This is a genomic window from Brevibacterium sp. BRM-1 (assembly GCF_026802075.1).
Lineage (GTDB): Bacteria > Actinomycetota > Actinomycetes > Actinomycetales > Brevibacteriaceae > Brevibacterium > Brevibacterium rongguiense.
The window spans coordinates 1,608,616-1,632,385 of record NZ_CP113788.1; the positions used below are offsets into that span (position 1 = coordinate 1,608,616).

Here is a 23,770-nt window from a genome sequence, read left to right on the forward strand (position 1 = left end):
CGGCCGGCGCGGCGGCCGGCGCGGCGGCCGGCGCGGCCGGGGTCAAAGCGCCGGGAGCCGCGGCGCGGCGCGGCGGACGGTCTGCAGCGGTCGGTGCGCCAGGGCAGCACCGCTGCCCCGCCAGCGCACGCGCGCAGGGGCCCGGCCGATCCGAGTGGATCGACCGGGCCCCTGCGCGCGAGGCGGGCTGCCTCAGCCCTTGCGGGGCGGCTTCCCGCCGCGCTTGCGCGCGGCATCCGGGTCGGCCACGGCGGGCTGCTCGCCCGTCGCGGTGCGCCCGCGCCCGCCGTCCACGCGGCCGGCGCGGGTGCGCGAGATCCGGTAGTCGATCCGGTCGTCGAGCACCTCGCCCCACTCGCCGGCGAACTGCTCGTTGACGTGGCCGGTGACGCGGTCGGCCATGCTGTCCGTGATGTGCTCGCTGATCGCCTCCGCGCGGTGGAGGAGCTTCTGCTCCTCCACCATCGCGTGGTCGAGCTTGAGCGTCTTGAGCGTCGCGAACGCCATGAGCAGGAGGATCACGCTGAACGGCAGCGCCGTGATGAGCGAGCCCGCCTGCAGCGAGGTCAGCCCGTTCGACAGCAGCAGCGCGATCGCGACGAGGCCCTCGAGGAAGGCCCACACGACGCGCGACCACAGCGGCGGGTTCGGGTGCCCGCCGGAGGAGAGCATGTCCACGACGAGTGAGCCGGAGTCCGAGGAGGTGATGAAGAAGATCGCCACGAGCAGGATCGCGACGACAGAGAGCACGGGGCCCGCCGGCAGGTCGCTGAGCACGGTGAACAGCGCCTTCTCCGGCACGATCGCCTCGCCGCCCTCGTGCCACAGGTCGCCCTGCGTGAGCTGGCGGTGGATCGCGATGCCGCCCAGCACGGAGAACCACACGAAGCTGACCATCGTGGGCACCAGCAGGACGCCGGCGATGAACTCGCGGATGGTGCGGCCGCGGGAGATGCGCGCGATGAACACGCCCACGAACGGCGCCCAGGAGATCCACCAGCCCCAGTAGAAGATCGTCCAGGACGAGGCCCAGGTCTGGCCCTCCTCGCCCGTGTAGGCCGCGGTGTCGAACGTCATCTGGAAGAAGTTGGCCAGGTAGAGCCCGAACGCCTGGATCATCTCGCGGAACAGGAAGACCGTGGGGCCCATGATGATGAGCGAGATGAGCAGCAGGCCCGCCACGGACAGGTTGATGTTCGACAGCCACTTGATGCCCGCGCCCAGGCCGGTGACGACCGAGGTGGTGGCGAGCAGCGTGATGATGACGATGAGGACGACGAGGATCGTGTTGTTGACCTCGCCGATGATGCCGATCGACTGCACGCCGGCGGCGATCTGCTGGACGCCGAGGCCCAGCGAGGTGGCCACGCCGAAGAGCGTGCCGAGCACCGCGATGACGTCCACGGTGTCTCCCAGCCAGCCCTTGATGCGCTCGCCGAAGAGCGGCTCGAGCGCCCAGCGGATCGACACGGGCCGGCCGCGGCGGTGGATCCCGTAGGCCAGCGCGAGGCCGATGATCGCGTAGCAGGCCCAGGGGTGCAGGCCCCAGTGGATGAACGTCTGGGCGAGGCCCTGCTCCGCCAGCGCGGACGGCGGCCCCTCGGTGCCCGGCTTGGGGTCCGAGGTCATGTAGGTGAGCGGCTCGGCGACGCCGAAGAACACGAGGCCGATCCCCATGCCCGCGGCGAACAGCATGGCGAACCAGGACAGGAGGCCGAACTCCGGTTTCTCGCCGTCGCGGCCCAGGCGGATCCGGCCGTACTTCGAGACGCCGAAGAACACGGCGAAGCCGATGAGGATGCCGATCGTGAGCATGTAGAACCAGCCCAGGTCCGCCACGATCCAGCCCTGGATGGACTCGAGCACCGCGCCCGTGCCGTCCGGGAAGACCATGGCGAGCGCGGTCACGAGGACGACGATGCCGATCGCCGGGTAGAACACGGCGGGGGTGACGCCGCCGCGGCCGATCTTCACGCCCTGTTCGCGCAGCTGGTCGGTGATCTCGTCGTCCGAGGCACTGTCGTCGATGGGCTCGACCTCGCGGCGGTCGGGATCGAGCGGGTCGACGAAGTCGTAGCGGTCGGCGTGGCCCAGGCGCTCCTCGAGGGAGGCCGCTGTGGGCTCCTCGCGGGGGTCGACCGCCGTCGAGGGCGCGTCGGAGAAGGCGGTGGGGGCCTCGCCGGGCGCCGGCGCGTCGGAGGCGGCGGAGCCGGGTGCGGCGTGCGCGCCCGCGGGCTGCGGGTCGGCTGGCGACGAGGAGGGTTCTCTGCCCTGTGTCATCGGGTCCTTTGCGGGGTTGGGGACGAAAACGGCCGTCTACCAGGATGCGTGAAGTCTTCCGTGGCAGCAACCCGCGGTGGCCCCCGTCACCGCGCTCCCCCGGGCCCCGCCGCGGCCGAGGCGCGGGCCGGCCGGGTGCCGGCCAGCGCCTCGGGCGCCGCTCAGCCGGCCTCGAAGCCGCCGTCGATGACGAGGTGGGCGCCGGTCACGAAGGCCGAGTCGGGGCCCGCGAGGTAGGCGATCATGCCGGAGACCTCCGCGACATCGGCTCGCCGCCCCAGCGGCGTGCGGGGCACGACGCCGCCGGGCAGGATGGCATCTCACGGACGTGGGCCGGCGAGCTCGTCCCGCGCGCCAGGGCCGCGCTCGCCGCGGCCGAGGCGGTCACCGCCGCCGCGCACCAGGCCAGCGCCCTGCTGGGCGGGACGGTGTCGTTCGGCACGTTCAGCAGCGCGCACCGCTACCTGCTCACCCCGCTCATCGTCGACTTCTCCCGCCTTCACCCCGACGTCCAGATCGAGATCGTGGGGCTCAACTCGTCCGAGGTGGCGCAGGCCGTGCGCGAGGGCGACCTGGAGGCCGGGCTGGTCTCGCTGCCCATCGACGCCCACGGGCTCACGGTCTCCGAGCCGGTCCTCACCGACATCGTCGTCTGCGTGAGCGCCGAGCCCGCCCACACGGAGGAGCCTGTGACGCCGGCGCAGCTGTCCGAGCGCCGCCTCGTGCTCTCCGAGGCGCGCTTCCGGCACGACGACCCGATGCGGCGCCGGCTCGATGTGCTCGCCCAGTCGGCCGGCGTGCGGATCCGGCCCTACATCGAGGTCGAGTTCATGGATGCGGCGCTCGAGCTGTGCGCCGAGGGCGTGGGCGACACGCTGGCCTCCTCGCTCGTCCTGCGCGCCCACCGCGTGGGTGAGCGGGTCACCTGGGCGCCGGTGGAGCCGCCCTTCGTCGAGCAGTTCGCGTTCATCACCCGCATCGATGCCGAGCTCTCCCCCGCCACCCGGACGTTCATGGACCTCGCCCGCCGGCACATGCGCGCCCTGCAGCGCACGCCCGAGGACTGGCAGCGCGAGTACGAGCAGCAGCGCCGGGGCTGAGCGGCCGCGCCGCTCAGCCGAAGATGCCCGCCAGCAGCGCCCGGAGGTCCGCGCGCCAGGCCTCGGCGGCGGCGGGGTCCGGGACCTTCTCCGCGCCGGCCGTCACCAGGGCGCGCGCCGCCTGCGGGCTCGCGGCCAGCGGCGCGGCGGCGGCGACCCCCAGCTCGATGCGCTCGCCGCGCTCGAGGTCGGCGCGCCAGAAGCTGCGCTGGGCGGTGCGCGAGGTGCGCGGCGGCCCGCTCAGGGGGTGCCCGGCGATCGTACCGGGGTGCGCGCCGAGGTGGCCGACTACGCGCTCGTAGGCCGCGGCGCGGTCGAGCGCGACGGTGCGCGAGGCGGTCGCGGAGAAGGTGCCGTCGGCGCGCTGGCCGGGCAGGCGCCGGCCGATCCGCTGCTCGAAGCCCAGGGCCGCCGCCTGCGCCCACCAGCCAGGATTGTCCACGCGGCCGGCGAACGCGGCGGCCGCAACGGCCACGAGCTGCCCGTGATCCAACCGCGAACCGCCCGCGGCCTCCAGCACGGCGACGATGTCCTCCCAGCCCATCCCCGTCGCCCGCGCGAGCGCGGCGGTGTTCAGCGGCCTGACCACCGGGGCCTCACAGCAGCCGACGGCCGGCGGGGGCCCCGGCCTCCCGGGACAGCGGCGGGCGCTCGGATGAGTCCTCGCCCGCCTGTGCCGTGGGTGCCTGTGCCGTGGATGCCTGCGCCGCGGGCGCCACGGAGCCCTCGGGGCGGCTTGCGACGCAGACGAGGAAGCCCGCATCGGGGGCGAAGGGGCGCAGGTCCCAGGTGGACAGGGTGAGGTCGATGGCAAGCCCGGCGGCCCGCTGGTCGTGCAGGAAGTCCTCGAATGCGTAGCCGCGGCCGGCACCGAACCCGGTGACGAGCCGTCCCCCGGGGGCCAGCAGCGCGGCCATGCGCGCGACGGCGCCCGGGCGCAGCTCCGGGTCGAGGAAGCCCAGGACGTTGCCGGCGGAGAACACGATGTGGAAGGGCGCCCCGTAGGCCTGCGGATCGAGCGCCTCGAGGTCGCCCACGCTCCAGCTGGCGGTCGGGAAGTCCCGCTGGGCCTGCGCGATGAGATAGGGATCGAGGTCGACGCCCACCACGTCGTGTCCGGCGGCGGCGAGCAGGCCGCCCACGCGCCCCGTGCCGCAGCCGGCATCGAAGATCCGGCTGCCGCGCTGGGCCATCGCGTCGAGGAACCGGGCCTCCCCGCCCAGATCGTGGCCCGCGGCGGCCATGTCCTTCCACCGCTGGGCGTAGCGGTGGGAGTGCTCCGGGTCGTTCTCGATCATCATTCGCCAGCGGTTCGCAGAGGTCATGGCTTCATCGTAGCCACGGGCGGCGGCCGGGCATTCGGCAATCGGTCAGGTGATCCTTCCTACATTCGAGGGCGAGGCCGGTGAAGTGGTTGAAGTGGCAACCATGAGTCTGCCAGGGTGGAGGCATGACTCACGACATCGGAATCCTGGTCCTCCGCCTCGCAGCCGGCGTCATCATGATCGCCCACGGCCTGCAGAAGCTGCTGTCCGTCTCCATCCCCGGCGTGCAGGAGATGCTCGCGGGCATGGGCGTCCCGGCGGCCTCCGCCATGGGCGCGATCCTGCCGTTCGCCGAGGTCGCGGCCGGTGCCCTGCTCATCCTGGGCGCCCTGACCCGCGTGGCGGGCATCGTCACCGCGCTCGTCGCGGTGGGCGCGATCGTCACCGTGCACGGCTCCCAGGGCTTCTACGCGGCCGACGGCGGCTACGAGTTCGTCCTCCTCCTGGCCGCCGCGGGCATCGCCCTGGCGCTGACCGGGCCGGGCCGGATCGCCGTCGACGCGCTGTTCGCCCGGCCGCGCGCCCGCCGGCTCGACTCCGCGGCCGCGCGCTCCGAGGGCCGCCCGGCCGGCGGCCGCGCCGCGGACCGCGCCACCGGCGAGCCCGGCGCGACCGAGCGCCCGGCCGACGCCTCGGCGACGGCGCGCTGAGCCCGGCGGACCCGCGGGCGGGCCTCCGCGGCCGCCCACGGGAGCGCACATCCACTGCGCCCACCACGGGCACGGGCACGGCCGGTGCAGGCGCACCGGCCGTGTCCGTGCCCTATGAGACTCTTGCCCCATGGCCTACACGTGCACCGCCTGCGGATACTCGAGCCCCAAATGGCTGGGCAAGTGCCCCCAGTGCGGCGAGTGGGGCACGCTCGAGGAGGGCTCCGGTGGGGCCACGGCCATCAAGACGAAGGCGGCCAAGCCCACCGCCGGTCGCCGCGCGAAGGCCATCACCGGCATCGACCCCGGCACGGCCGTCGCCCGGCCCACCGGCATCGGCGAGCTCGACCGGGTGCTCGGCGGCGGCCTCGTCCCCGGCGCCGTCGTGCTGCTGGCCGGCGAGCCCGGCGTCGGCAAGTCGACGCTGCTGCTCGACGTCGCGGCCCGCACCGCCCGCGGCGGCTCCACCGTCCTCTATGTGACGGGCGAGGAATCGGCGGGCCAGGTGCGCCTGCGCGCCCAGCGGATCGGGGCCCTCGAGGACCGCCTGCTGCTGGCCGCGGAGACGGACCTGGGCACGGTGCTCGGCCTTATCGAGGCCGAGCACCCGGACTTCCTCATCGTCGACTCCGTCCAGACCCTCTCCTCGGCGCAGGTGGACGGGGTGCCCGGCGGCGTCACCCAGGTGCGCGAGGTCGCGGCAGCGCTCATCCGCGCGGCCAAGGACCGCGCGCTGCCCACGGTGCTCGTCGGCCACATCACGAAGGACGGCAGCGTCGCCGGCCCCCGCCTGCTCGAGCACCTCGTGGACGTCGTGTGCTCGTTCGAGGGCGAGCGCCACTCGCGGTTGCGCCTGCTGCGCGCGGTGAAGAACCGGTTCGGCCCCACGGACGAGGTGGGCTGCTTCGACATGAACGAGGACGGCATCACGGGGCTCTCCGATCCCTCCGGACTGTTCCTCTCCCGGTCGAACTCGAAGGCGGCGGGCACGTGCCTGTCCGTGGCCCAGGAGGGCAGGCGGCCCATGGTCATCGAGGTGCAGTCGCTCGTCGACCAGGCGGGGGCCGGTGCGCCGCGGCGCACGGTCAGCGGCGTCGACGCCAGCCGCGTGTCCATGATCATCGCCGTCCTGTCCAAGCACACGGGCCTGGGCAAGCACGATGTGTTCGTGGCAACGGTGGGCGGGGTGAAGGTGGGCGAGCCCGCCAGCGACCTCGCCGTGTGCCTCGCCCTGGCCTCCGCCGCGGCGGACACCCCGCTCTACTCGCGCCTCGTGGCGATCGGGGAGATCAGCCTGTCCGGGGAGATCCGCCAGGTGCCGGGGGTTGGCCAGCGGCTGGCGGAGGCGGCGCGGCTGGGCGTGACGAACGCGGTCGTGGCGCGCGGGGCGCTGGAGAACGTGACGGTTCCCGCGGGCATGCGCGTGCGCGAATGCGACACGGTCCACGATGCGATTGCCGCGGTGCTGCCCGCCGGCGCCGAGCCGGAGGGCGGCGCGCCGGCCGCGGCGCCCGCCGGCTCCGGAGCCGCCTAGCGCACTGGCCACGGAGCCGCGTGGCCCGGCGGTGCCGGAACCGCCCGGCGCGGTGCTATCGGAGGCGCCTGGCGCGGTGGGCCGCGGCCTCGGGCTCAGTCCTTCTTCGTCGTGGCGCTCGCCGTGGGCTTCGCATCGCCCTCGACGGTGAAGTCCGCGGCCTGGCTCTTGACCTCCCCGAGCTGCGTGATGAGCTGGTAGGTGCCGGGCTCGAGCGCATCGGCGGTCTTCTTGCACGTGTCGTCGGCGGGCACCATGTCCCAGGCGACGGTCGCCTTCTTCTCCGAGCCGGCCGCGAAGTTCTTCACGTCCTTCGCTCCCCCGGCGGCGCAGTACTGGCTCGCCCACACCGTCTTGCCATCGCGCTGGACGATGTAGTTCTGGGCGGCGGAGCCCACCTCGATCGAGCAGTCCTTGTCGTTGCCGTTCTTGACCGTCAGCTGCAGCTTGGCGCTGTCGCCCACCTGGTAGGCCTTCTTGTCCGTCTTGGCGGCCACGGAGATCGAGTCGGTGGGGCAGCTGCCGCTTGCCTCGGCGTCCGTGGGGCCCGCCGCGCTCTGGGTCGTTGCGGCGGCCGGGGCCGGTTCGCCGCCCCCGCCGGACTGGGCGGCCGGCTGCGCCCGGCCCCCGCTGAGCGCCTGCGCGAGCAGCACGATCCCGATGATGAAGAGGACGATGACGACCACCGCCAGCCCCAGGACCGTCAGGCGGCGCCTGCGGTAGACTTCCGCGGGCAGTCGGCGGTGCGCGGATAGGCCCCGCTGCCCGCCGGAATGGGGGGCTGCAGGCCTGCGATCGTACGTGGAAGGAGACATCGGTCCGAGCTTAGAGCGCGCAGCCGATACTTCACCCGATGACACACCGGACCGAGGCCACCTCCCAGACTTCAGCCCGCGCGCAGCGCGCGCCGAGCCCGCCCGCGGCGGACCCGCGCACCCTCGCCGAGGTCCAGCGCGCGATCATCGCCTGGTTCGCGGACGCGGCCCGCGATCTGCCGTGGCGGCGGCCCGGCACGACGCCCTGGGGTGTGCTCGTCTCCGAGGTGATGTCCCAGCAGACCCCCATGTCCCGCGTGGCGCCCCGGTGGAGTGCGTGGATGGCCGCGTGGCCCGAGCCGGCCGATCTTGCCGCCGCCTCCCCCGCCGAGGTGCTGCTGGCCTGGGACTCCCTGGGCTATCCCCGCCGCGCGCTGCGGCTGCAGGAGTGCGCCCGCACCGTCGCGCGGGACTGGGGCGGCGAGCTGCCGCGCGACGAGGCCGCCCTCCTGGCCCTGCCGGGCGTGGGCGTGTACACCGCGGCCGCGGTCGCCTCGTTCGCCTACGGCCGGCGCACCGCGGTGCTCGACGTGAATGTGCGCCGGGTGCTCGGCCGCGTCTTCGCCGGCCGCGCGCACCCGTCCGCCGCGCTGTCGAAGGCCGAGGCGCGCTGGGCCGGAGCACTCGTGCCCGACCGCGCCCACGTCGAGTTCAATGCCGGCGCCATGGAACTCGGAGCCCTCGTGTGCACCTCCCGCTCCCCCGCATGCGAGCGGTGCCCCGTCGCCGCGCACTGCGCGTGGCTGGCCGCAGGGCGGCCCGCGGACCCGGCCGCCCAGCAGAAGAGGGCGCAGGCCTGGGAGGGCACCGACCGCCAGCTGCGCGGGGCGATCATGCGCGTGCTGCGCGAGGCCCACGCAAGCGAAGCAGGCAGCGGCGCAGCGGGGAAGGGGCCTGCCGGCAGCAGCGACGCGCCGGGCGGTGCGCGCACCGGGGTGCCCGAGGCGCTGCTCACCGCTCCCACGGCCCAGTTGGATGCCGAGGCGCTCGACGGCCTCCCGGACCCGGTGCGCGCGGCCGTGCTGCGCGTGCGCGAGCTGGGCGACGGCGAGCGCGTGCAGCGCCTGGCCGGCGATCTCGTCTCCGATGGGCTCGCCGTGCGCGGCACGGCCGGGGAGCTGTGCCTGCCCTGACGCGGGGCAGCCGCCTCGTCACGGCACCGCACTGCGCACGCCCGCCGCACACCCCGGCCGGGGTGGGCGCCCGGGCCGGGCGCCTCGGGCACGGGGCCGTGAGGGCCAGCACCACGAGCACGGCCGCGCGGGGCCGGTGCCTAGAGGTGCTTGAGCATCCGGGTGTTGCCCAGGGTGTTGGGCTTGACGCGGGCGAGGTCGAGGAACTCCGCGGTGCCCTCGTCGTGGGAGCGCAGGAGCTCGACGTAGACGTCCGGCGAGACGGGGGTGCCGGAGATCTCCGCGAACCCCAGTGAGCCGAAGAAGCGGGTCTCGAACGTCAGGCAGAACAGGCGCGTGACGCCGATCGCCCGAGCATCGGCGATGAGCTGCTCGATGAGCGCGCGGCCGATCCCGCGGCGCCGGTAGGTGGGGTCGGTGGCGACGGTGCGGGCCTCGGCGAGGTCGTCCCACAGCACGTGGAGGGCCGCGCAGCCCACGACCCGCTCGGAGCCGTCGGGCAGCACGTCGACGACGAGCTGGTACTCCTGCAGGAACTCGTAGTAGTTGACCTGCTCCTTGGGCGTGAGGATGCGCTGCCGGATGAGGGGCTCGACGAGCGCGCGGATCTGCGCGACGTCCGCGGTGCGCGCACGCCGCATGTGCAGGCCACTCGGGAGGCTGCGCAGCGCGAAGTGGGCGGCCGAGGCAGTCGAGCTGGCGTCCACGGAGCCACCGGGCGCTGCGGCGGCGGGAGCGCTGGCGGGCGTGGCATCGGGGGCTGACATGGGCACATACTCTCACGCACCCGCCGCTGCGGCAGGGGTGTCTGCACCCGGGCACGCACAGGGGGCGGCGGACCCGTGTGGGTCCGCCGCCCCCTGCGGCTGTTCGGCTCGCGCGCCGGGGCCGGCCCGGCGCCCGGCCTCAGTCCTCCGTGTCGGCCGGGGCGCCGGCCTCGGCCGCGCCGAGTTCGGCCGCACCGGCCGAGCCGGGACCGGAGCCGCCGGACTCGGAGGCGGCCTGGTTGGCCAGCCCCGCCTCGGGGATCGCGCCCGAGGAGTCCTCGGACTCCTCGCTCGCGGCTCCCACCGTCACCGGGATCCGCTCGTCGTCCACGCCCTTGAACGTGAACACCGCGTCCTGCCCGGAGCCCTCGACGTCGACGTAGACCGTCTGGCCGGAGTGCAGCTCGTTGAACAGGATCCGCTCGGAGAGCTGGTCCTCGATGTCGTGCTGGATGGTCCGGCGCAGCGGGCGGGCGCCCAGCACGGGATCGTAGCCGCGGTCGGCCAGCGCGTCCTTGGCCCCCTGGGTCAGCTCGATGCGCATCGCCTGGTCGGCCATGCGCTCATCGAGCCGCTTGACGAAGAGGTCGACGATCTTGATGATCTCCGGCTTCGCCAGCTGCGGGAAGACGATCGTGTCGTCCACGCGGTTGAGGAACTCGGGGCGGAAGTGCTGCTTGAGCTCCTCGTTGACCCGCTGCTTCATGCGCTCGTAGCTGGTCTCCGAATCGCCCTCGACCTGGAAGCCCATGGGCGTGCCGCGGTTGATGTCGCGGGTGCCCAGGTTGGTGGTCATGATGATGATGGTGTTCTTGAAGTCCACCTCACGGCCCTGCGAATCGGTCAGGCGACCGTCCTCCAGGATCTGCAGCAGCGAGTTGAAGATGTCCGCGTGGGCCTTCTCCACCTCGTCGAAGAGCACGACGGAGAACGGCTTGCGGCGCACCTTCTCCGTGAGCTGGCCGCCCTCCTCGTAGCCCACGTACCCGGGGGGCGAGCCGAAGAGGCGGGAGACGGTGTGCTTCTCCGAGTACTCGCTCATGTCGAGGGAGATGAGCGCGTCCTCGTCGCCGAATAGGAACTCCGCGAGCGCCTTGGCCAGCTCCGTCTTGCCCACGCCCGTGGGCCCGGCGAAGATGAAGGAGCCGGAGGGCCGCTTGGGGTCCTTGAGGCCCGCGCGCGTGCGGCGGATGGCCCGGGAGATCTGCTTGACCGCATCCTCCTGGCCGATGATCCGCTTGTGCAGCTCGTCCTCCATCCGCAGCAGGCGCGAGGACTCCTCCTCGGTGAGCTTGAAGATCGGGATGCCCGTCGAGGACGCGAGCACATCGGCGATGAGCTCCTCGTCGACGATCGCGGAGCCGGACTTGGTGCCGGTGCGCCAGGCCTTCTCCGCCTCCTCCTTCTGCTCGGTCAGCGTCATCTCCGCCTTGCGCTCCTCGGCGGCGAGCTCGAAGTCCTGCTTGTCGATCGCGGCCTCCTTGCGGTGGCGCGCGTCGAGGATCTTCTCCTCGTACTCCTTGATCTCCGGCGGCGCGGACAGGCGCGAGATGCGCAGCTTCGCCCCCGCCTCGTCGATGAGGTCGATCGCCTTGTCCGGCAGGAACCGGTCGTTGATGTAGCGATCGGAGAGGTTGACGGCGGCGGCGACCGCGGCGTCCGTGATCGTGACCTTGTGGTGCGACTCGTACTGGTCGCGCAGGCCCTTGAGAATCTCGATCGCATCCGCGGCGGACGGCTCCGGCACCTGGATGGGCTGGAAGCGGCGCTCGAGCGCGGCGTCCTTCTCGATGTTCTTGCGGTACTCATCGAGCGTCGTGGCGCCGATCGTCTGCAGCTCGCCGCGGGCCAGCATGGGCTTGAGGATCGAGGCGGCGTCGATCGCGCCCTCCGCCGCACCGGCGCCCACGAGCGTGTGGATCTCGTCGATGAAGAGGATGATGTCGCCGCGCGTGCGGATCTCCTTGAGCACCTTCTTCAGGCGCTCCTCGAAGTCGCCGCGGTAGCGCGAGCCCGCCACGAGGGAGCCCAGGTCCAGCGTGTAGAGCTGCTTGTCCTTGAGCGTCTCGGGCACCTCGTTGGCGACGATCTTGCGCGCCAGGCCCTCGACGACGGCGGTCTTGCCGACGCCGGGCTCGCCGATGAGGACGGGGTTGTTCTTCGTGCGGCGCGAGAGCACCTGCATGACGCGCTCCATCTGGAGCTCGCGGCCGACGACGGGGTCGAGGTCGCCCTCGCGCGCCGCCGCGGTGAGGTTGCGGCCGAACTGGTCGAGGACGAGCGAGCCGGACGGCGTGCCCTCCTCGCGGGCGCCGGTCGAGGCCGGCTCCTTGCCCTGGTAGCCGGAGATCAGCTTGATGACCTCCTGGCGGACCCGCGAGAGGTCCGCGCCGAGCTTGACGAGGACCTGGGCGGCGACGCCCTCGCCCTCGCGGATGAGGCCGAGCAGGATGTGCTCGGTGCCGATGTAGGTGTGGCCCAGCTGCAGCGCCTCGCGCAGGCTGAGCTCGAGGACCTTCTTGGCCCTCGGGGTGAACGGGATGTGGCCGCTGGGGGCCTGCTGGCCCTGGCCGATGATCTCGGTGACCTGTTCGCGCACCTGCTCGAGGGAGATTCCCATTCCCTCCAGAGCCTTGGCGGCGATGCCCTCGCCCTCGTGGACGAGGCCGAGCAGGATGTGCTCGGTGCCGATGTAGTTGTGCTTGAGGAGCTTGGCCTCCTCCTGCGCCAGTACGACGACGCGTCGGGCACGATCCGTGAACCGCTCGAACATTTGCCCTCCTGATGACTGAAGATTTCTAGCACCATAACCAGGCGGGAGGGCGATTTATTGCAGTTTCGCCATCAGCCGAAAGGGTTCGGCTGATGGCGAAAGGGCGGCGGTCTGCGCCCGCCGCGGGCGGGTTCCGCGCGGGCGCGGAAGCGGGTCACCGCCGGGTCCGTGCCCACCGCGCCCGAGGCGCCGGCCGGCCACCCGGGCAGGCGCGGGTGCGCGCCGTCCGGGCGGGGCCGCGGCGCTCAGTTCTGGTGCGCGGCGCGGTAGGCCTCGACGATGGGGTAGGAGATCCGGCCGCGGTCGGAGACGTCGTAGCCGTTCTCCTTGGCCCACGTGCGGATCTTCGCGGTCACCTTCGAGGAGTTCGCGCCGCCGCCTGCGGAGCGGCGCACGGTGCGGCCGCCGCCGGCCACGCGGCGGGCCTTCGCGGTGTAGGGCGCCAGCACGTCGCGCAGCTTCTGCGCGTTCTCGCTGGAGAGCTCGATCTCGTAGGCGGTCTGGTCGAGGGCGAAGCTCACGGTCTCCGCCGCATCCGTGCCGTCGATGTCGTCAGTCAGGACGACCTTTGTCTCTCGTGCCATGGGTTCCTCCAGAAGTCTCGGGGCGGTCCTGCCCGACGGTCGCCTGCGGTGCGGCTTCCCCGGCGCGGGCATGCGGCTCGCGCTCATCGAGCTGTGCGTAATAGCGGTCCATTTCCCTGCGCTCGGTGGAATCGGCTCGCAGTATTGCGCGCAGCACATACCAGAACAGAAGGCCCACGACGAGCGACGGGAGAAGGACTTTGACGTATTCCACTGCCTCACCCTAACGCATGGAGAAAATATCGGGACTAAGGGAATTGTCAGTCTTCGAGCGGTTTGACGAGCGGGAAGAGAATCGTTTCCCGCACGCCCAATCCGGTGATCGCCATGAGCAGCCGATCAATGCCCATGCCCATTCCGCCGCTGGGCGGCATTCCGAATTCCATTGCCGTGAGGAAATCCTCGTCCAGGCGCATCGCCTCGTCGTCGCCGGAGTCGGCATCGCGCGACTGCGCGGCGAAGCGCTCGCGCTGGATGACGGGGTCCACGAGCTCGGAGTAGCCGGTGCCCAGCTCGAACCCGCGCACGTAGAGGTCCCACTTCTCCACGACGCCCGGCTTGTCCCGGTGCTCGCGGGTGAGTGGGGAGGTGTCGACGGGGAAGTCGGTGACGAAGGTGGGCGCCCACAGCTCGTCCTTGTGGAAGTGCTCCCACAGCTCCTCGACGTACTTGCCGTGGGAGCGGAAGACGCCGCCCAGGTCCGCGCCGTGGCGCTGCGCGATCTCCTCGAGCTCCTCGACGGTGGTCTGCGGCGTCACCTGCGCACCCGATTTCTCGGACAGCGAATCGTACATGCTGATGACGGCCCATTCGCCGCCGAAATCGTATTCGGTGCCGTCGGCCAGCGTCACGAGCGTGGAGCCGGTGGCCTCGCGCGCCGCATTCTGGATGAGCTCTTTCGTCAGCGCCGCGATCGAGCGGTAATCGCCATACGCCTGATATGCCTCGACCATCGCGAATTCCGGCGAGTGCGTCGAATCGGCGCCCTCGTTGCGGAAATTGCGGTTGATCTCGTAGACGTTCTCGAGCCCGCCCACCACGGCGCGCTTGAGGTAGAGCTCCGGCGCGATGCGGAGGAAGACCTCCATATCGAAGGCGTTCATGTGCGTGGAGAAGGGCCGTGCCGCGGCGCCGGAGGGGATGGTCTGGAGCATGGGCGTCTCGAGCTCCATGAAGCCCGCGCGCGCGAACGTGGTGCGCAGCGAGGCCATGACGGCGGCGCGCACGCGCACGGTCTCGCGCGCCTCGGGCCGGGTGATGAGGTCGACATAGCGCTGGCGCACGCGCGTCTCCTCGTTGAGCTCCGTGTGCAGCGCCGGCAGGGGGCGCAGTGCCTTCGCGGCGAAGGCCCACTCGTCGGCCATGACGGACAGCTCGCCGCGCTTGGACATGATGACGCGCCCGTGCAGGAACACGTGGTCGCCCAGGTCCACATCGGACTTCCACGCGTCCAGGCGCTCCTGGCCCACCTCGGCCAGCGAGAGCATGCCCTGGATGCGGGTCCCGTCGCCGGACTGGAGGGTGACGAAGCACAGCTTGCCGGTGTTGCGCTGGAAGACGACGCGCCCGGCGATGCCGACGATGTCCTCGGTCTCCTCGCCGGCCTCGAGGTCCGGATGGGCCTCGCGCACCTGGGCGATCGTGTGGGTCCGGGCCACGGACACGGGGTAGGCCTCGGTGCCGGAGGCGAGCAGGCGGGCGCGCTTGTCCTTGCGGATGCGCAGCTGCTCGGGATCGAGGTGGTCGTCTTCGGGCGCGGCGGGGCCGGGAGCGGCGTTCTTCGGCATGGGCTCAGACTACCGCCCGGTCGCCGCGGGCCCGGAATCGCGGTGGGCCGGGCCCGCTCACTCCAGCGCGTCGATGATGCGCGCGGCGGTGGCCTCGTCGATCGTCCCGTTGGCCAGCGCTCGGGAGGCGGTCGCCCGGGCGAGCGCCGCGTAGGCGGTGCGCACCTCCGTGCTGCCGGCGCTCAGCGCATACTCGTCGAGGGCGTCCAGGTGCGCCCGGACGGTCTCCACGTCGCCGCGGCTCACGGGCCCGGTGAGCGCGGAGGGGCCGGACTGCAGCGTGTTCGCCACGCTCGCCTCGACGAGCGCGCGAAGGATGCGGGCGGGATCCTCCGCTCCCAGCGAGGTGAGCAGCTCGAGGGCCTGGGAGAGCACGACAACGGTGTGATTGGCCGCATGGGCGATGGCCGCGTGGTAGAGCGCCCTGTCCGCCTCCGCCACGAGGACGGGCTCCGCGCCGATCTCCACGACGAGCGCCTGGCCGATGGGCAGGACGGCCTTGGCACCGGTCACCGCGATCGTCGCCTGGCGCAGGCGCGGCAGGTCCATGCTCGTGCCGGTGAACGACAGCGACGGGTGGAGCGCCAGCACGATCGCGCCGGCGGCCGCGGCGGGGGCGAGCACCTCGGTGCCGAAGCGGCCGGCGCAGTGGAGGACGATCTGGCCGGGCTTGAAGCGACCCAGCCGGGCCAGGCCCGCCACGAGCTCTTCGAGGACGTCGTCCTTGACGGTGAAGAGGACGAGCTCGGCGCGCTCCACCACGGTCTCGATGTCGAGCACGGGCACGCCGGGCAGCATCGCCTCGGCCCGGTCCAGGCTCGCCTCCGAGGTGGCGGTGGTGCCGACGATCGCGTGGCCCGCGGCGCGCAGCGCGCTGCCCAGAACGGCGCCCACCCTGCCGGTGCCGATGATTCCGATGCCCAGGCGGGTCTCGTCCTCGTGGTTCATGCCGGGTCTCCTTCCGGGGTGGGACGCGCCGCGCGGTGCCGCGCGGCCATCAGGCCGCGTCCATGGCGGTGCGCGCCCTGCGGGTGATCGCCGCGAGCTCGAAGAGGAGGGCGCGGGCCTCCTGCGCGCCCAGGTGCGGCAGCCGCGGCGCCACCGGCCCCGCGGTGGAGTGCAGCGCGAGCGAGGACAGGCCGAGCGCCCGCTGGAGGGGCCCGGTGCGCTGGGCGAGCGACTGCACGCGGGCGTGCGGCACGCACACGACCGAGCGGGTGAGCACGCCGCGGCGGATGACGGTCATCGTCTGGGTGACCAGGCGCAGGCCGCAGCGGTAGGCGAGCGGGTCCAGCCACTTCGAGCGGTCGGGCTGGCCGGCGAACAGCGCCCCGGCAGGCGCGGCCCCGGCGCCGGTGCGGCCGGCGCCCATGGCCGCGCGCATCACCTCGCCGCCCGTCACGGGCGCGCCGTCCTGGGCGCGCAGCGCGCCCGTCCCGGGGTCCGGCAGCACGAGGCCCAGCAGCGTGAGCGCCTGGCGGGCCGAGCCCACCGGCAGCAGCACGCTGCCCGCGGACTCGCCGTCCTCGCCGGCGGCCGCGAAGTTGAAGTCGATGGCCCACCACCCCGTGGGCCGCCACAGCAGGCCCTGGCGCAGCCGGACGGCCTGGATCCGGTCGAGCGGGATGACGCGCCGCGTGGTGGACAGGAGGCCGCGGGTGAGGACGAGGCCGTCGGGGCTGAGCGCCACGGAGAAGTTCGCGAGGTCCAGCGCGGACTTCACGTAGCCGAACAGCCCCGCGAGGACGGGGAAGGCGCCGGCGAACAGGACGCTCAGGCCCGCCCCTGGGCCCACGAGGGCGAACAGGACGATGCTCGCGACGACCATCGCGCCGAGGGCGAGCAGCAGCACCAGTGTGCCGGCGGAGAGCGCGCGCGCCAGCAGCACCCGGTGCAGCGGCACCCGCACGATTCTGCCCTGCGCATCGAGGCTCGGATCCGCGGTGTAGGGCGCCACGGCCTCGCCCAGGGTCGCCGCCGCGTCGTCGAGGACGGAGTGAGCCGTGCCGCGCAGCGCCTCGAGCACCCGCAGGCCCCGCGGGGCGCCGGGCCGCGCCGAGCCCCGGCGCGCCGCCGGCCCTGCGTCGGCCGCCGGGGCGGCGTGGCCGTCTGCGTGCGAAGCGCCCGCGGGAGCCGCGCCCTCCCCCGCACCGCCGCCGAGGCGCGCGGCGCCGGCCGCTGGCGCCTCGGCGGCGGTGTGCGGGCGGTAGGCGCCGGGGGCGGCGTCGGGAGAGCCGGGGCGCGCCTGGGCTGGCGCGCCGCCGGGGGCCAGCGGCGAGCGCCCCGGTTCCGCGGGGGCGGCACCGCCCGCGCTGGACGTGCGCGCGGACTTGGCCGAGCGCACGCGCTCGAGCATGGTGGCGCGCAGCGATTCGGCGGTGGCGCGGGAGATGTAGCCGATGTCCACCGCGGAGCCCTTGCCGCCGGCCACGTCGAAGCGCAGCACCGCGAGGCCCAGGAGGCGGGGGACGAACGGCTGCCGCACGTCGATCGACTGCACGCGGTCCAGGCGCGCCTCGCGCTGGCGCCGGGCGATCACGCCCTGGCGCAGGCGCACGGCGTCCGCGTCGATGCGGTAGCCCATGGCGCGCCAGGACAGCCAGTTGAGGCCCACGACGATGCCGATGAGCACGAGGAGCCCGAGCGCGCCCAGGCCGACGTAGCCGGGGTGGGCGGCCGCCGCGCCCAACAGGCCCGAGGGGTCGTCCTCGTCCCCGCCGGTCACGCCCCGCCGCACGGCGTCCTCGATGAGCTCGCGCGCCTGCGCGGCCACAATGCCCGCGAACGCGATGAGCACGATGCCCGTGCGCAGGAACGGGGTGAGCGGGTGGACGCGCCGCCAGCCGTCGCCGGCTCCGGCACCGGCGGCACCAGCGCCATCGGCGGGCGGGCCGCTCGAAGGGGGCTCGGCGCCCGTGCTGCCCGGCGCGCTCACAGGCCCGCCAGGTGGGCCTCGCCCCGCGCCGCCAGGGCCTCGCGCAGCGCACGGGCGCGCTCGTGCGGCAGCCCGGGGATGACCGCGTCGGAGCCGGCCGAGGCGGTGTGCAGCTTGACGTTGGCCAGCCCGAAGGCGCGGTCGAGGGGGCCCGCGACCACGTCGACGAACTGCAGGCGGCCGTAGGGCACCACCGTGGAGGAGCGGATGAGGATCCCGCGCTCGATGAGCAGGTCCGACTCGCGCTGGGCGTAGCCCAGGTGCTTGACCTGGCGGACGATGACGGCGCCCCACCAGCAGGCTGCGAGCAGCCAGACGACCGCGGCCGCGGCGGTGAGCCACAGCGGGAAGCGGAAGACGGCGAACGCGGCGATCCCCGCGGCCACGGCCACCGCCGCCATCGTGAGCCCCATCTCCGTCAGCCGCAGGCCCGCGAGGCGGGGGCTCACGGGCTCCAGGCGGGGCTCGACGGGGGCGCCGAGGGTCGAAGCCTCGGGGGGCGAGGCGGGGGCTGCGGGTTCGCTCATGCGGGCTCGGCTCCTGACGGGTCATCCGGGGGCAGCTGGCAGAAGTATTCGACGACGAGCCCCACGACCATGAGGAGGGCCGCGGTGGCCACGGCGACGAGCATCCCGAAGCCGGTCGCGGCGCGCACCCCGCCGGCGCTCACGAGCAGATAGGCCACCTGCCCGCCGTACCAGCCGGTCAGCGCCGCGCCGGTGACCGCGGCTGCCTTGGCCATCATCGCCACGCGCGCCGCGCGCAGCGGGTCGATCTCCGCGGTGCGGTCGCCGTCGTTCCACTTCTTGATGGGCCAGCCCAGCGCCACGAGGACGATCGAGAGCAGCAGCATGCCGAGGATCGCGGGCCAGGGAACGCCGGGCAGCTCGCCGCCGTAGCGCTCCCAGACGAACGAGAACGCCGCCGAGGCGATGAGACCGACGACTCCCCACGAGACCAGGGTCGGATACTGGGTGCGCTTCATGCCCCGGCCTCCCCGTCGGGCAGGCGGCGCACGCCCTGGCCTGCGAGTTCGGAGGCGAGCACGGCGGCGGGCACCTCGCCGCGGCCGGGCACGGCGAGGGCCGCGTGCGGGCGAAGCTCGAGCCAGGGCACGAGCACGAACGCGCGGTCGTGGGCGCGCGGGTGCGGCAGGAGGAGCTCGGGGTCGGCCGAGGCGAGCTCGGCTTCCGGGGCATCGACACCGGCGTCGACGGCAGGCGTGGCGGCGGCAGACGTGGCGGTGGCGTTGTGGGACCCTGGGCCGTCGACGTCGATGGACTCGGCCATGGAGCCGCTGATGGGCCCAGACATGGAGCCGTCAGCGCGGCCGGCGGCGTGGCCGGGGTCGGCAAGGTCGGCGCTCGCCCCCGCGGGCCCGGCAGCGGCGGGGGCGGGGGCCGGCGCCTCGGGCACGAGGCCCCGGGCCCGGGCAGCAGTAGGGGCCGGCGCCTCGGGGGTGAAGCGCACGAGGTCGATGTCGAGAGTGCGCGGGCCCCAGCGGACCTCGCGGGTGCGGCCGAGCGCCAGCTCGATGCCCTGGCAGACCCGCAGGAGCTCGCGGGCGGGCATCTCCGCGGCGACGAGCGCGGCCGTATTGACGAAGTCCGGCTGCTCGACCCCTCCCTGCGGCGCGGTGGCGTAGAGCCCGGAGCGGGCGAGGACGCGCAGCCGGGGATGGCGGTCCAGGGCAGTGAGCGCGGCCTCGATGGCGCCCGCGGGGTCGCCCACGTTCGAGCCCAGCGACAGCACGGCCGCGCCGGGCCGGTCCGCGGCGCTCGCACAGGATGCTGCGCCGGCAGCGCGGCGCCGGCGGACCGTGACGGAGACGTCGGCGAAGGCCCGCTCGATGGGCGCCTGCGGCTTGTGGACGGTGACCTCCACGTCGTCGCACTCGGCCAGCAGGTCCTCGGCGATCGCGGCCGCCAGCGCCTCGATGAGGTCGAAGGGCGGCCCGGCGACGATCGCGGCGGCACGCTCGGCCAGCGCCCCGTAGTCGACGGTGTCGGCCAGGTCGTCGCTGCGCTGCGCGGCCGAGGTGTCCGCGCGCACGTGGAGGTCGACGAGGAAGTCCTGGCCGTCGCGCTTCTCGAAGTCGAAGACGCCGTGGCGGCCGCGCACCCGCAGCCCGGTCAGCCGGATGCCCTCGCTCATCGCCCCTCCTGCGCCGTGTCGATGGCGTGGACGACCGCGGCGGCGATCCGGGAGGAGCGGGGCTCGTGCACGCGCACGGCCCATGCCCCGGCGCGGGCGGAGACGGCGGTGATGGCCGCGGTCGCCGCATCGCGCTCCGCCTCCGTGGCCGCCTGGGGGTCCTGCGGGCTGATGAGGGAGGCGAGGAAGCGCTTGCGGGACGCGGCGACGAGCAGGCGGCAGCCCATGTCCGCGAACGCGTCGATGCCGGCGAGCAGCTGCCAGTTGTGCTCGGCGTTCTTGGCGAACCCCAATCCCGGGTCCACGATGATCCGCGCGGCGGCCACCCCTGCGCGCAGCGCGGCGTCGATGCGGCCCGCCAGCTCGCGCCGGACATCGGCGACGACGTCGTCATAGGTGTAGTGGGCCCCGGCCACCAGGTGGCCGCGCCAGTGCATGAGGACCAGGTCCACGCCCGTGTCCGCGGCCACCCGCAGCATCTCCGGCTCGCTGAGGCCGGCGGAGACATCGTTGATGATGGCCGCGCCGGCCTGCACGGCGGCGCGGGCGGTCGCCGCGTGCATCGTGTCGACGCTGATGAGGGCGCCGTCGGCGGCCAGGCGCTCGATGACGGGGACCACGCGGCGGATCTCCTCCTCCGCGGGCACGCGCACGGCGCCTGGCCGCGTGGACTCGCCGCCCACGTCGATAAGGTCCGCGCCGGCCGCGAGCAGCGCGCGGCCGTGGTCCACCGCGGCCGCGGCGTCGAAGTAGCGCCCCCCGTCGGAGAACGAATCCGGGGTCACGTTGAGCACTCCCATGATCTGCGTGCGCATGCTCACCTCCGCCTCACCGCTTGAGGATCAGGCTCATCGCCTCGGACCGGGTGGCCGCGTTGCGCAGCTGGCCGCGCACGGCCGAGGTCATGGTCACGGCGCCGGGGCGCTGCACCCCGCGCATGGACATGCACAGGTGCTCGGCCTCGATGACGACGATGACGCCGCTGGGGCTGAGGTGCTCGACGAGCGCGTCCGCGATCTGCTCGGTGAGGCGCTCCTGGACCTGGGGGCGCTTGGAGAAGACCTCGACGAGCCGGGCGAGCTTGGACAGGCCGGTGACCCGCCCCTCGGGCCCGGGGATGTAGCCCACGTGCGCCGAGCCGTGGAAGGGCAGCAGGTGGTGCTCGCACGTGGAGAACATCTCGATGTCGCGCACGAGGACGATCTCGTCGTAGCCGACGTCGAACGTCGTGCCGAGCACCTCGCCCGGCGTGCGCTCGACGCCCGCGAAGAGCTCCTCGTAGGCGCGCGCCACCCGGGCGGGGGTGTCGAGGAGGCCGTCGCGGTCCGGGTCCTCGCCGATCGCGGCGAGGATCTCGCGGACCGCGGCCTCGATGCGGGGCTGGTCGACCACGTCAGATCCCGGGGCGCTGGGGGCCGTCGCCGTCGGTCAGCGGCCCCTGGGGGCCGCCCTGCGCAGGACCGCCGTCCCCGGGGCTGGCCGGGGGCTGGCCCGGCAGGCCCGGATCGGGCTGCTGCCCCGGCCCGGAGGCCGGCGGCTGCGGGTCGTGGCCGGGGTGCGCGTGCGGGGGCACGGGACCGCCGGGGCCGGGCTGGGACGGGCCCTGGGGGCCGCCCTGGCCGGGGTGCTCGCTGCCGGGCACGCCGCCGGAGACACCCGGGCCCGAGGCGCCGGGCTGGCCGCCGTGGCCCTCCCCCGCACCGGACTGGCCGGACTGGCCCTGCTGGCCCTGCTGCCCTGGGTCCCCCTGCTGGCCGGGCTGGCCCTGCTGGCCACCGGTCGGATCGCCGGCCCAGCCGGTGCCGCCGGCACCGGTGTCCGTGCCGCCGCCCCACTCGGGGACCTCGCCGGGCTCAACGCGCACATCTGCGCTGCGCTTGGGCGGGGTGATGGGTCCGCGGGTGGAGACGGGCTGCTTCTCGTTGGCCAGCCACACCTCGCGCCGGGGGGCCTTGACGACATCGGCGAAGATCTCCGCGATCTGCGCCTGGTCGAGCGTCTCCTTCTCCAGCAGCTCATAGGCGAGCCGGTCGAGGATGTCGCGGTTGGTCGTCAGCGCCCAGTACGCGTCCGAGTGGGCGGTGTCGATGAGCGTGCGCACTTCCGTGTCGACCTTGCGCAGCGTCTCATCCGAGTAGGAGTTCTCGTGGCCCATGGAGCGGCCCGCGAAGGGCTCGGAGGAGCCGTCGCCCAGCTTGACCATGCCCACGCTGTTTGTCATGCCGTACTCGGTGACCATCTTGCGCGCGGTGTCCGTGGCCTTCTCGATGTCGTTGCTGGCGCCGGTGGTGGGGTCGTGGAACACGAGCTCCTCCGCGACGCGCCCGCCCATAGCGTAGGCGAGCTGGTCGAGCAGCTCGTTGCGCGTGGTCGAGTACTTGTCCTCCACCGGGAGCACCATCGTGTAGCCCAGGGCGCGCCCGCGCGGCAGGATCGTGATCTTCGTGACCGGGTCCGTGTCGTTCATGGTCGCGGCGACGAGGGCGTGGCCGCCCTCGTGGTAGGCGGTGACGAGGCGCTCCTTGTCCCGCATGAGGCGGGTGCGCTTCTGCGGGCCCGCGATGACGCGATCGATCGCCTCGTCCAGGATCGCCGAGTCGATGACGTGGTGGTTGTAGCGCGCGGTGAGCAGGGCGGCCTCGTTGAGCACATTGGCCAGGTCCGCGCCGGAGAAGCCCGGTGTGCGCTTGGCGATCTGCTGCAGGTCCACGTCGTCGGCCAGCGGCTTGTTGCGGGAGTGGACGCGCAGGATGTGCAGGCGGCCCTTCATGTCCGGGACCTCGACGTGGATCTGGCGGTCGAAGCGGCCCGGGCGCAGCAGCGCGGGGTCGAGCACGTCGGGCCGGTTGGTGGCGGCGATGAGGATGACGTTCGTCGAGTCGTCGAAGCCGTCCATCTCCACGAGCAGCTGGTTGAGCGTCTGCTCGCGCTCGTCGTTGCCGCCGCCCATGCCGGCGCCGCGCTGGCGGCCCACCGCGTCGATCTCGTCGATGAAGATGATGCACGGCGAGTTGTTCTTCGCCTGCTCGAACAGGTCGCGCACGCGGGAGGCGCCCACGCCCACGTACATCTCGACGAAGTCGGAGCCGGAGATCGAGTAGAACGGCACCCCGGCCTCGCCGGCGACGGCCTTGGCCAGCAGGGTCTTGCCGGTGCCGGGCGAGCCGTAGAGCAGGACGCCCTTGGGGATCTTGGCGCCCACGTCGACGAACTTCTTGGGCTCGGAGAGGAACTCCTTGATCTCCTCGAGCTCCTCGAGCGCCTCGTCCACCCCCGCGACGTCCTTGAACGTCACGTCCGGGTTCTCCTTGTTGACGAGCTTGGCTTTCGACCGGCCGAAGTTCATGATCCCGCCGCGGCCGCCCCCGCCCATCTGGGAGAGCAGGAACCAGAAGACGGCGCCGATGATGACGAACGGGATGAGGTTGATGAGCAGCGAGCCCAGCCACGAGCGCTTGGGCACCTCGTCCGTGTAGCCCTTGTCCGGCTGCGCCGAGTCGACGGCCTTGACGACGTCGTCGCCGCGCGGGGCCACGTAGTAGAACTGGACCTTCTTGCCGTAGTCGTGGTCCTCATAGGAGAAGTCGTCCTTGAGGACGAGGTCCACCCGCTGATCGCTGTCGACGATCTTGGCCTGCTCGACCTTCTTCTCCTTCAGCAGCGTCATGCCCTGCTCCGTGTCGACGCGCTGGAAGCCGCCGCCGGAGAGCAGCAGCAGGCCGATCGAGACGACGACGATGGCGAGCACGGCCCAGAAGAGCGGGCCCTTGGCGATCTTCTTGAAGTCCGGCTTCTTGCCGTCGCCCTTGCCGTCGGGCTTCTTGCCGGCGGACCGCTTGGGGTCCTGCGGCTCGGGCTTCCGGCCGGCGGGCGGGGTGCCGTCGGGCCGGCTGTTCTGCGGATCGGCCATGGGTCCTCTCAGGGCGGTGCGGG

Annotated in this window: 22 protein-coding genes; 4 read left to right on the forward strand and 18 right to left on the reverse strand. The window is 73.3% G+C overall.

Translation table 11 applies throughout. From position 1 onward, the window contains the following. Positions 1–192 precede the first annotated feature (192 nt). Both BRM1_RS07130 and BRM1_RS07135 read right to left on the reverse strand, forming a co-directional pair. Positions 193–2,280, reverse strand: a complete 2,088-nt coding sequence (locus tag BRM1_RS07130; RefSeq protein WP_268524807.1) for a BCCT family transporter — start codon at positions 2,278–2,280, stop codon at positions 193–195. A 161-nt stretch (positions 2,281–2,441) separates the two neighbouring features. Next, positions 2,442–2,576 (reverse strand): SDR family oxidoreductase, encoded by a 135-nt coding sequence (locus BRM1_RS07135; RefSeq protein WP_268524809.1) that lies wholly within the window; start codon positions 2,574–2,576, stop codon positions 2,442–2,444. Positions 2,577–2,708: 132 nt separating this feature from the next. Between BRM1_RS07135 and BRM1_RS07140 the strand changes: the two genes are divergently transcribed. Next, positions 2,709–3,380 (forward strand): LysR family transcriptional regulator substrate-binding protein, encoded by a 672-nt coding sequence (locus BRM1_RS07140; RefSeq protein ID WP_268524811.1) that lies wholly within the window; start codon positions 2,709–2,711, stop codon positions 3,378–3,380. Positions 3,381–3,393: 13 nt separating this feature from the next. Here the strand turns inward: BRM1_RS07140 and BRM1_RS07145 are convergent, their stop codons facing one another. Beyond that, the gene (locus tag BRM1_RS07145) at positions 3,394–3,969 is read right to left on the reverse strand and encodes a hypothetical protein (RefSeq protein ID WP_268524812.1); all 576 of its coding nucleotides are present in this window, start codon (positions 3,967–3,969) and stop codon (positions 3,394–3,396) included. Between the two features lie 7 nt (positions 3,970–3,976). Next, the gene (locus BRM1_RS07150) at positions 3,977–4,705 is read right to left on the reverse strand and encodes a class I SAM-dependent methyltransferase (protein ID WP_326956582.1); all 729 of its coding nucleotides are present in this window, start codon (positions 4,703–4,705) and stop codon (positions 3,977–3,979) included. A 125-nt stretch (positions 4,706–4,830) separates the two neighbouring features. Between BRM1_RS07150 and BRM1_RS07155 the strand changes: the two genes are divergently transcribed. Both BRM1_RS07155 and radA read left to right on the forward strand, forming a co-directional pair. After that, positions 4,831–5,355, forward strand: coding sequence for a DoxX family protein (locus tag BRM1_RS07155; protein WP_268524815.1), 525 nt, complete (start codon positions 4,831–4,833; stop codon positions 5,353–5,355). 130 nt (positions 5,356–5,485) lie between these two features. After that, positions 5,486–6,889 (forward strand): DNA repair protein RadA, encoded by a 1,404-nt coding sequence (radA, locus tag BRM1_RS07160; protein ID WP_268524816.1) that lies wholly within the window; start codon positions 5,486–5,488, stop codon positions 6,887–6,889. 95 nt (positions 6,890–6,984) lie between these two features. Here the strand turns inward: radA and BRM1_RS07165 are convergent, their stop codons facing one another. Beyond that, a complete protein-coding gene (locus BRM1_RS07165) occupies positions 6,985–7,704 on the reverse strand; it encodes a hypothetical protein (RefSeq protein WP_268524818.1) in 720 nt (239 codons plus the stop codon). Between the two features lie 38 nt (positions 7,705–7,742). Between BRM1_RS07165 and BRM1_RS07170 the strand changes: the two genes are divergently transcribed. Then, entirely contained in the window at positions 7,743–8,837 is a 1,095-nt protein-coding gene (locus tag BRM1_RS07170) for an A/G-specific adenine glycosylase (RefSeq protein WP_268524820.1), read from the forward strand. A gap of 140 nt (positions 8,838–8,977) precedes the next feature. Here the strand turns inward: BRM1_RS07170 and BRM1_RS07175 are convergent, their stop codons facing one another. The 13 genes from BRM1_RS07175 to ftsH all read right to left on the reverse strand — a co-directional run bounded on the left by BRM1_RS07175 (position 8,978) and on the right by ftsH (position 23,747). Beyond that, a complete protein-coding gene (locus tag BRM1_RS07175; protein WP_235936539.1) occupies positions 8,978–9,478 on the reverse strand; it encodes an amino-acid N-acetyltransferase in 501 nt (166 codons plus the stop codon). 265 nt (positions 9,479–9,743) lie between these two features. After that, complete coding sequence (locus tag BRM1_RS07180) at positions 9,744–12,377, reverse strand: ATP-dependent Clp protease ATP-binding subunit (protein ID WP_268524822.1); 2,634 nt, start codon at positions 12,375–12,377, stop codon at positions 9,744–9,746. Between the two features lie 245 nt (positions 12,378–12,622). Then, the gene (locus BRM1_RS07185) at positions 12,623–12,961 is read right to left on the reverse strand and encodes a histone-like nucleoid-structuring protein Lsr2 (protein ID WP_268524824.1); all 339 of its coding nucleotides are present in this window, start codon (positions 12,959–12,961) and stop codon (positions 12,623–12,625) included. After that, complete coding sequence (locus BRM1_RS07190; RefSeq protein ID WP_268524826.1) at positions 12,930–13,175, reverse strand: hypothetical protein; 246 nt, start codon at positions 13,173–13,175, stop codon at positions 12,930–12,932. Before BRM1_RS07190 ends, BRM1_RS07185 begins: the two co-directional genes overlap by 32 nt. Positions 13,176–13,221: 46 nt before the next feature. After that, positions 13,222–14,748 (reverse strand): lysine--tRNA ligase, encoded by a 1,527-nt coding sequence (gene lysS / locus BRM1_RS07195; protein ID WP_268524828.1) that lies wholly within the window; start codon positions 14,746–14,748, stop codon positions 13,222–13,224. 57 nt (positions 14,749–14,805) lie between these two features. Next, positions 14,806–15,696: a Rossmann-like and DUF2520 domain-containing protein gene (locus tag BRM1_RS07200; RefSeq protein ID WP_268524830.1), complete on the reverse strand. Its 891-nt coding sequence runs from the start codon at positions 15,694–15,696 to the stop codon at positions 14,806–14,808. A gap of 49 nt (positions 15,697–15,745) precedes the next feature. Next, on the reverse strand, positions 15,746–17,683 hold the full coding sequence (locus tag BRM1_RS07205) for a PH domain-containing protein (RefSeq protein ID WP_268524832.1): 1,938 nt from the start codon (positions 17,681–17,683) through the stop codon (positions 15,746–15,748). Beyond that, on the reverse strand, positions 17,680–18,210 hold the full coding sequence (locus BRM1_RS07210; protein ID WP_268524834.1) for a PH domain-containing protein: 531 nt from the start codon (positions 18,208–18,210) through the stop codon (positions 17,680–17,682). Before BRM1_RS07210 ends, BRM1_RS07205 begins: the two co-directional genes overlap by 4 nt. Next, on the reverse strand, positions 18,207–18,668 hold the full coding sequence (locus BRM1_RS07215; RefSeq protein WP_160954271.1) for a DUF3180 domain-containing protein: 462 nt from the start codon (positions 18,666–18,668) through the stop codon (positions 18,207–18,209). Before BRM1_RS07215 ends, BRM1_RS07210 begins: the two co-directional genes overlap by 4 nt. After that, the gene (folK, locus tag BRM1_RS07220) at positions 18,665–19,837 is read right to left on the reverse strand and encodes a 2-amino-4-hydroxy-6-hydroxymethyldihydropteridine diphosphokinase (RefSeq protein WP_268524835.1); all 1,173 of its coding nucleotides are present in this window, start codon (positions 19,835–19,837) and stop codon (positions 18,665–18,667) included. Before folK ends, BRM1_RS07215 begins: the two co-directional genes overlap by 4 nt. Beyond that, positions 19,834–20,652 (reverse strand): dihydropteroate synthase, encoded by an 819-nt coding sequence (gene folP / locus BRM1_RS07225; protein WP_268524837.1) that lies wholly within the window; start codon positions 20,650–20,652, stop codon positions 19,834–19,836. The genes folK and folP overlap by 4 nt, the downstream gene beginning before the upstream one ends. A gap of 13 nt (positions 20,653–20,665) precedes the next feature. After that, positions 20,666–21,229, reverse strand: a complete 564-nt coding sequence (gene folE, locus BRM1_RS07230) for a GTP cyclohydrolase I FolE (protein ID WP_160954268.1) — start codon at positions 21,227–21,229, stop codon at positions 20,666–20,668. A gap of 1 nt (position 21,230) precedes the next feature. Further along, positions 21,231–23,747, reverse strand: coding sequence for an ATP-dependent zinc metalloprotease FtsH (gene ftsH, locus BRM1_RS07235; protein ID WP_326956589.1), 2,517 nt, complete (start codon positions 23,745–23,747; stop codon positions 21,231–21,233). Between the last annotated feature and the right edge of the window lie 23 nt (positions 23,748–23,770).

What these genes read in the sequence shown, in the direction of transcription:
- BRM1_RS07185 (WP_268524824.1), bottom strand. Translation starts at nt 12,961, where the DNA reads ATGGCACGAGAGACAAAGGTCGTCCTGACTGACGACATCGACGGCACG.
- BRM1_RS07210 (WP_268524834.1), bottom strand. Translation starts at nt 18,210, where the DNA reads ATGAGCGAACCCGCAGCCCCCGCCTCGCCCCCCGAGGCTTCGACCCTC.
- BRM1_RS07200 (WP_268524830.1), bottom strand. Translation starts at nt 15,696, where the DNA reads ATGAACCACGAGGACGAGACCCGCCTGGGCATCGGAATCATCGGCACC.
- lysS (WP_268524828.1), bottom strand. Translation starts at nt 14,748, where the DNA reads ATGCCGAAGAACGCCGCTCCCGGCCCCGCCGCGCCCGAAGACGACCAC.
- BRM1_RS07170 (WP_268524820.1), top strand. Translation starts at nt 7,743, where the DNA reads ATGACACACCGGACCGAGGCCACCTCCCAGACTTCAGCCCGCGCGCAG.
- BRM1_RS07175 (WP_235936539.1), bottom strand. Translation starts at nt 9,478, where the DNA reads ATGCGGCGTGCGCGCACCGCGGACGTCGCGCAGATCCGCGCGCTCGTC.
- BRM1_RS07215 (WP_160954271.1), bottom strand. Translation starts at nt 18,668, where the DNA reads ATGAAGCGCACCCAGTATCCGACCCTGGTCTCGTGGGGAGTCGTCGGT.
- BRM1_RS07130 (WP_268524807.1), bottom strand. Translation starts at nt 2,280, where the DNA reads ATGACACAGGGCAGAGAACCCTCCTCGTCGCCAGCCGACCCGCAGCCC.
- BRM1_RS07165 (WP_268524818.1), bottom strand. Translation starts at nt 7,704, where the DNA reads ATGTCTCCTTCCACGTACGATCGCAGGCCTGCAGCCCCCCATTCCGGC.
- radA (WP_268524816.1), top strand. Translation starts at nt 5,486, where the DNA reads ATGGCCTACACGTGCACCGCCTGCGGATACTCGAGCCCCAAATGGCTG.
- ftsH (WP_326956589.1), bottom strand. Translation starts at nt 23,747, where the DNA reads ATGGCCGATCCGCAGAACAGCCGGCCCGACGGCACCCCGCCCGCCGGC.
- BRM1_RS07180 (WP_268524822.1), bottom strand. Translation starts at nt 12,377, where the DNA reads ATGTTCGAGCGGTTCACGGATCGTGCCCGACGCGTCGTCGTACTGGCG.
- BRM1_RS07155 (WP_268524815.1), top strand. Translation starts at nt 4,831, where the DNA reads ATGACTCACGACATCGGAATCCTGGTCCTCCGCCTCGCAGCCGGCGTC.
- folK (WP_268524835.1), bottom strand. Translation starts at nt 19,837, where the DNA reads ATGAGCGAGGGCATCCGGCTGACCGGGCTGCGGGTGCGCGGCCGCCAC.
- BRM1_RS07150 (WP_326956582.1), bottom strand. Translation starts at nt 4,705, where the DNA reads ATGACCTCTGCGAACCGCTGGCGAATGATGATCGAGAACGACCCGGAG.
- folP (WP_268524837.1), bottom strand. Translation starts at nt 20,652, where the DNA reads ATGCGCACGCAGATCATGGGAGTGCTCAACGTGACCCCGGATTCGTTC.